The organism is Coleofasciculus sp., from assembly GCF_046539235.1.
Lineage (GTDB): Bacteria > Cyanobacteriota > Cyanobacteriia > Cyanobacteriales > Coleofasciculaceae > Coleofasciculus.
Map to the genome: position 1 here is coordinate 1 of NZ_JBKHHI010000350.1, position 7079 is coordinate 7079.

Here is a 7079-nt window from a genome sequence, read left to right on the forward strand (position 1 = left end):
CGACCCGATACAATTGATAGGTGGGTTCTCTTAATTTAATGCAGCGGGTCGCCCCGACAAGATTTGCCTTGAAAAAATCTCTAACCTGACATTATTAAGATAATCGGAATTGTCAAAATTGTCGCGGTTGGTTGTAGGGGCGAGTCGCTGCTCAAACGTGACGGTGTCACAATTAACTTATCTCGACTCGCCCCGGTCTAACTGTGCGTATTTTCAGATAATTACCGATACCTGATGCAGGGCGACCCGATACAATTGATAGGTGGGTTCTCTTAATTTAATGCAGCGGGTCGCCCCTACGGTGTTTGTTTTGAAAAAATCTCTAACCTGAAGATGATCAAGATGATCGGGATTGTTAAAATTATCGTGGTTGGTTGTAGGGGCGAGTCGCTGAGTCAACTTGGTGGAATCGCAATTAACCTATCTCGACTCGCCCCGGTCTCAATGTAGGCGGTGTCATATCATTACCAATACCGGGGAGGCTTGAGACCCATTCTTTCGGTCAAAATTATTGTGGTTGGTTGTAGGATCTAAATGTGCGTATTGTCAGATAATTAGGGCTTGCTGCACAAGTGTGGAAGGTACACCAGATAAGGACTTCAAGCCATTTTTGCCCCCAACAAGTACAAGGTTTTTACACCTTTACACTTAAAATCCTGGGATTTTCGCTGACTTTTGCGCCGAATTTCACCTCAACAGAGGCTTGAAACTGTTGCCTGTTGCCTGTTCCCTGTTCCCTCCCCCCACCACAAGACTTATTCAGCAGCCCCTAATTACCGATATCCGATGCAGGGCGACCCGATAAAATTGATGGGTGAGTTCTCTTAATTTAATGGGGTCTTCCGTAGTTAGTGTGCTAAATTGTTAGCTTGATTTACCAAAATATTGGACAGCAATAGCTTTAACCATTTTGACCCGGATTTCAAGAGAGTTTTGAGGCGATCAAAAGCTACAGTCCTTGTTTAGTAAGCTTTCTGGTTCATTAAAATTAATAGTTTAGCACACTAAGTCTGGAAGAACCAATATTTGCGCCCGATTTAAACCTGGATTATTTACCGTCAGTTATCCGATCAAGTGTTAGTTTTTCTGTGTCGTTCAAGGATTCTTCTGATTTTTTAGCTTTTTCGGCTTTTTTAGCCATCGAGTCTAATTTACGGCTTGCCTTTTTCCGTCCATGTTCAATCGCCTGCTTTCTTTTCTCGGTTTTGCCAATCAATTCCTTGGTTGTCTCTAAGCCCTCAAATGCCTTTTCTGATGCCTTTTTCGCTTGTTCACTCCCTTTGTCTAAATCGACAGATTTCTCAGATTGAGGATGGGCTGGGGTTAATTGTGCTGTAGGCGTTAGAGGGGTGGCTAAGGCGTCGCTATTATTGTCTGCGATCGCGAAACCAAAAATCAAGAAAATTGGAATTAAAAACAAGGCTAGGATTTGACGCAGTTTGCTGAGGTGTAGTTTCATTTTTAATAGTGGCATAATAGTCTTTAAAGGCAACAGGGAACAGGGAACTAGGAAATGGGCAATACCCGATACTTGCACCTTTGTCAATAAGCCTCGACACCCGCCAAGAACTCAAGTTCTTGGCTAAAAGCGCAAGTCGTCTCAAGACGACTAAAACTCTTATTCAGTGTCAGCTAAAGCTGACTTGAGCTTTTGGTTGCTTGGGTTTCAACCCTAAGCGGTTGGTGAGACTCTGGGCATACTTTCCCATAGTGGCAATAAACCCCGGCAATTTTCTTCATACTAAAGACAGAAAAACGGCAGTTTTGACCCTTTGATTCGCTGAAGGGAACCTGGTTTGTAGGGATAGGTTGAGGGTATTGCATTTCGCCATTGATGATAACGTTATCTCAAACCCACTCTCATCTCCCCCCAGCTTCCCTATGATCATCCTGTGAAACCTCAGCCCTTATCTCGTCCCCCAATTCTCAACCCACAAACGGTTTGGGGATTAGTATTTATCGGCGCGATCGCACTTTCTCTCTACCAGGCGGGTATCTGGGGACAAGATGTCTTGAATCCAGGTGGATTTTCCTTATTGGGGCGATTTCTCCAAGCCAGTCTACAGCCGGAGTTAAGCCCTGAGTTTCTCCAATTAACCCTAGAGGCAACGCTTACCACCTTAGCCTATGCCGTCTGTGGTACGGCTGAGGAGTGTCAACACTATCGCCTGTTTGATTATGCTGACGGTTCTCGTGGATTGGGTGAGTGGAATTAGTCGGCGATCATTGCGTTAATGATTTGTGGGAAAAATTAAAGTTAACGGAGAGGAGCGTCATTTGTCATTTGTCATTTGTCATATCATGTCTGTCTTTCAATGCTAAATTAACGCGATCGCACGATTGGTGTAGTCGGGGAGTTCAGGCGTTTTTCCATCCTGCTCCGGAACCGCTTCGACAAACACATCCTTATAGTTCATCTGAACATCACCAAAAATAGTGGCAAAGGCGACATCAGCCGCATCGCGCCCAATACCAATCCGAATTAACCCATTACAGGGGGCGAGTCGGGTAGGATCAAATATATACCAGCGATCGCCTAAATACGCCTCAAAATAGGCATGGAAATCTTGGGGTTCCAAATTATAAGCATATCCCGTCACAAATCGAGCCGGAATATTCAACGCCCGACAAAAAGCAATCCCCAAATGGGCAAAATCTCGACAAACCCCCGCTCGTTCTGTCGCGGTATCATAAGCCGAGGTATGTTGATTCGTGCTACCCGATAAATAGGTGACATTATCATAAATCCAGTTACAGATAGCCGTGACGCGGGAATAGTCAGGAATCAAATTCCCAAACTCATTCTGTGCCAGACGCATCAGCCGATCTGACTCACAGTAACGCGATGGATAGAGGTAATGTAAGGTTTCTAACGGTAACTTATCTGGAGGATTTTCTGGAATCGAACTGGGGTCTTCATCCTGATAATATAAATCCACAGTTGCTTGATAGGACACCTGTAAGTCACCTTGGGGTACATGGACTCGTAGATATCGGTTTTCCATCCGAGGAGACACATACTCCTCATAATCCATGTATGGTTCAATTCGCAAGCTTTCTTGCCGAATTTTTTGATGTTTTTTCTCAACAACGCTGAGATTAAAAATAAATGTGCTACTTGCCGCAACACTATAGTTTAATTGACAGCCCAGTTTGAATTTCATGATTTATCTCAATAAGGATTATCGTAAGGTTTTCTAGAATGAATTTGCCCTTATTTGGCATATATTTATATTGATTTGTGTCAACATGTATTTTTATAATTAACTATTTAGATTCTAATAATCCTAACAAATAGAGGTTTTATTAAAAAAATGACAAATGACAATCACTGACTTCTTAAGAAGCTTGATGAGTTGGCTGTTGTGTGGCTGAACCCGAACAGCGAAATTGAGGAGTCTCAGCTAGTACAGCGATGATTCCCTCCCTTTGAGTTTCTAGAGTGGTATCACTAAGCAAATCAACCACCTCTACTCCCAAAATTTCCTGGATTCGCTCTCTCAATTGAGGCTTGATGGCAGCATCTAAATCGGAGCGCACCTTCTCAGTTAAGTCTTTCTCTCCCTGGTTAGCAAGTAACTGCTCCGGCTGAGTCACCGCATCTTCCAGAATCAGCGTAACTCTATCGCCTTGAATACTGGTCGTTATTTTGCCAGGTTGATGCCCAAGTTGCTCACGGTAGAGTGATTGTACTCCTTGAGAGAGGCGGCGTTCCAACTGCCCCCGGGTCGGACGAGCTTTTTTTGACATAGACATAATAACAGAGGTAACGCAGAGGACGATAGCGATAGATTGGCTCAGATGGATGGTTGGAAATTAAGCGTACCACAAAATGTCACACCTGAAGCAGCAGGTAAGCATTGGCGTTAACTGGAGTTGAACGCAAATTTCCCCGACACCCGACACCCCGCCCCCTCAGCTATCACAGTAACAGTTGTTACAAAATCTTGACATTAGCTTTGTTAACCTGAGTAACAATGCCGAAAAAGGAAACAAAATGCCGTGGGAGCATCGGTTAGTATTCAGATTATCGAGGGGAATCCCCATTTGCGATCGCTGCTAGGTTGGCACTTGCAGCAGGCAGGCTATTGGGTTTATCAATCTGCCACCCTCTATCAAGCCAGAGAGACATTCTATAATCGCCAACCCACTCTCGTCATTCTCGACTCTGACTTACCCGATGGTGACGGGGTAGAGTTTTGTCGCTGGATTCATCAGCAGCGACATTCGCTAATTTTAATGCTGTCTGCCCGTAATCATGAAGTTGATATCGTCCAAGGGTTAAAAGCTGGTGCCGATGATTATCTAACCAAACCCTTTGGGATGCAGGAATTTCTGGCAAGAGTTGAGGCGCTGATTCGACGAATCCGGATGACGGCTGTACCAATGAGCCTAGAATATGGTGATCTCAAAATTGATTTAGTTCAGCGCCGGGTGTGTTACAAAGGGGAATTTGTTGATTTAACGCCTCAGGAATTTAGTTTACTCTACGTTCTTGCTCAAGCAGAAGGATTACCATTAAGTCGTTCTGAATTACTACGTCGGGCGTGGCCCGATGCTATTGATAATCCCCGTACTATTGATACCCATGTCCTCTCACTCCGCAAAAAAATTGAAGCTGATCCCCGACAACCAAGTTTAATTCAAACGGTGCGGAATGTGGGTTATCGGTTTAATCCAGAAATGCTTGAACGCAGCCAATCAACTGGAGGAGAAGTAGATAATCATTATCCAAATTCTCGACCAGATGTTGCACCTGTAGCCGCGAGTACAGCTGGGCGACAATAGTGTTTTTGGATGGAGAGAGGCAAAAGCACAATTTAGTCCGGGCGGGTTTTGTACAAACGTTACCATCAATAGCGACAAGAAAATCCCTAAACCCGCCCCGACAAACCAGGTTCCCTTGAGGGAAGCGAAGGGTCAAAACTCTTCTTCTCCCCACTCTTTAGCCGCTTGCGCTTCGGCTTTGACTAAGGAATCTCGTAACAGATTCCAGTCTATATTAGTCGCTGATGTATCTTGCCTAAGTTGACCTGTCTGGAGATACAATACCCGATTACAGAAGAGTTGAGCCATGTCTAACTGATGATTGACCATTAAAACCGTAATCTGATCCTGATTCGCCAAGTCAGCCAAGACACCCAAAACATGAGAAGCTGTCCCCACATCAAGGGCGGATGTCGGTTCATCCAGTAAGATAATTTTGGGTTGACAAATTAAAGCCCGCGCGATCGCAACCAGTTGTCGTTGTCCGACGGAAAGTTGTAACTCGGTGCGTTCCAGCCAATCTTCTGGGATGTGCAGCCTTTTGCGATAGGTTTGAATCCGTTGTGCGATCGCGGATTTTCCCAGTTTCTGTAACACCAATGGGTAAGCTAGCGCCTCCTGTACCGTCATTCCTAATAGCTTCGGTTCTTGGCAAACCAGCATAATTTGCCGTCGTAACTGCAACACGGGAATGGTGTGAATCCCTTGATTATCCAGATAAATTGTACCGCGGGTTGGGTCACTCAATCGGTTCAACAGCCGCAGCAGTGAACTTTTCCCCGCACCAGAGGGACCAATTAAGGTTATGCGATCGCCTCTAGCCACCTCAAAGGAAATATCGCTGAGAATCGTGGTTCCTGGAATCGCGCCTTTAGCTGATGTAACCAAACTCACTTGTTTGAGTTGGAGTTGAGCCAGCGTCGGGGATAATGAATCATCAGATACCTTGGGCGAGTTCATGGTTACTTATTGTTCTCCTGATTCCTCTATTTCTCTTATTTCTCGGATTTCTTTAACGCTTCCCAGTTTTACCGTCGTTTCCGCCCGGGCAATCACATCTTTGGCTAACCGTTCACTAAATCCCACGGTAAACGCGATCGCAAAATAAAATAATTCTTCTTTTCTACCAGTAGCCTCTGTTGGGTTCGTATCTAGGGGAATCAGTCCAGAACTAATTAGGGTATACATAAAAACACCAAATGATGCCCCAATAATTGGCTTAAACGCCCCGATTAAAAAGGGGATAACTGGATCGAGTATTTCTCGAAACTCTACATCAAACTCCTTCAGTCTAATTAAAATACTGACTACACTTCCCAACGCTCCCGATGCGCCAACCACAAACACTCGGAAAATAACTTGAGAATCTTCTGGTGATAAAGAAATATTTTCCAAACCAAAGGGCAAAGTTATGGTTAATTGTTTATCGGCTTGATTTTGTTCCTCCATTACTTGAAGTTGTTCCTTGACCTGATTATCAAGCGATGTCAAGGTTGATTCAATCTGACTGATTCTTTCTTCCAAGGATAGTTGACGACTTTCTCCAGTCAATGAGCTTAACACTCTTTGAGGTTCTTCCATCCTGGCTAACGCTTGTTCTATTTCCCGGCGTTCATTGCTAATTTTCTCCAAGGATTGACTCACTTGTGATAGTTCGGAGGTTTGAGTTCCATAATTCAAAAAATAAACTGAAGAAATCAGCGCAATAATCCCGGCAAAGGAAAAAGGAAAGCATAGTCCGATAATGACTTTGGTCGGGACTGAATCTAAATAGTAAACATCGATAAAACTATTGAAAATTGAGCGTCGGAGGATTAGGAAAAATGGTTCGTGTCGGCGGAGCGATCGCAATAGTCTAATTCGGGTCTGTTTGACCAGAGAAATACCCGCTTTGCCATCCACAACGGATTGAATTGCCGGAATTAAAACTTCAATGATACTCGTAATTTCAAGAACTCTGGGTTCATGTCCTCGGTCAACTTGCTTCTTTTTTATCGTCAGTCTTTCAACCCTTTGAATAAAGACTAAAAGATTAGAAATTTCATCAAGGATTGCTTGACGAGATTTTGCCGATCCATCAATACTTTTTTGCTTATTAACTAACGCATTAACTAATTTCATAATTTCTTGCTTTTTGATAACGAAATCATGCATATAGTCTTGAGTTGAATTCATTTTGTATCAGGGGAAAAACTGATGGATTAGCACTTCCAGTTAGTCAGCTGTTCGGCATTTAAACCTTAATATCAATACAGCGCTTTGCGCTGTAATAAAGTACAGTAGATCAAAGTCCCCCTTCAGATCCCCCTTCC

7 protein-coding genes are annotated in these 7079 nt (G+C 43.8%); 2 read left to right on the forward strand and 5 right to left on the reverse strand.

Annotated features, from left to right (window positions below):
- Nucleotides 1-1048: 1048 nt before the first annotated feature.
- Nucleotides 1049-1474: a hypothetical protein gene (locus ACLFWI_RS23520; protein ID WP_446414943.1), complete on the reverse strand. Its 426-nt coding sequence runs from the start codon at nucleotides 1472-1474 to the stop codon at nucleotides 1049-1051.
- Between the two features lie 418 nt (nucleotides 1475-1892).
- On the opposite strand from ACLFWI_RS23520, the gene ACLFWI_RS23525 reads away from it, so the two are divergent.
- Nucleotides 1893-2216 carry a hypothetical protein gene (locus ACLFWI_RS23525; RefSeq protein ID WP_446409994.1) on the forward strand — a complete coding sequence of 108 codons (324 nt, stop codon included), beginning with the start codon at nucleotides 1893-1895 and terminating at the stop codon, nucleotides 2214-2216.
- Nucleotides 2217-2318: 102 nt separating this feature from the next.
- Here ACLFWI_RS23525 and ACLFWI_RS23530 read toward each other — a convergent pair whose 3' ends face one another.
- Together ACLFWI_RS23530 and ACLFWI_RS23535 are read right to left on the reverse strand one after the other, a co-directional pair.
- A complete protein-coding gene (locus ACLFWI_RS23530; protein WP_446414944.1) occupies nucleotides 2319-3164 on the reverse strand; it encodes a transglutaminase-like domain-containing protein in 846 nt (281 codons plus the stop codon).
- A 175-nt stretch (nucleotides 3165-3339) separates the two neighbouring features.
- Nucleotides 3340-3750, reverse strand: a complete 411-nt coding sequence (locus ACLFWI_RS23535; protein ID WP_446414945.1) for a DUF2294 domain-containing protein — start codon at nucleotides 3748-3750, stop codon at nucleotides 3340-3342.
- A 252-nt stretch (nucleotides 3751-4002) separates the two neighbouring features.
- On the opposite strand from ACLFWI_RS23535, the gene ACLFWI_RS23540 reads away from it, so the two are divergent.
- Nucleotides 4003-4788, forward strand: coding sequence for a response regulator transcription factor (locus ACLFWI_RS23540; protein ID WP_446409997.1), 786 nt, complete (start codon nucleotides 4003-4005; stop codon nucleotides 4786-4788).
- A gap of 132 nt (nucleotides 4789-4920) precedes the next feature.
- Here the strand turns inward: ACLFWI_RS23540 and ACLFWI_RS23545 are convergent, their stop codons facing one another.
- Together ACLFWI_RS23545 and ACLFWI_RS23550 are read right to left on the reverse strand one after the other, a co-directional pair.
- Nucleotides 4921-5727: an ABC transporter ATP-binding protein gene (locus ACLFWI_RS23545; RefSeq protein WP_446414946.1), complete on the reverse strand. Its 807-nt coding sequence runs from the start codon at nucleotides 5725-5727 to the stop codon at nucleotides 4921-4923.
- Between the two features lie 6 nt (nucleotides 5728-5733).
- A complete protein-coding gene (locus ACLFWI_RS23550) occupies nucleotides 5734-6942 on the reverse strand; it encodes a hypothetical protein (RefSeq protein WP_446414947.1) in 1209 nt (402 codons plus the stop codon).
- Nucleotides 6943-7079 lie beyond the last annotated feature (137 nt).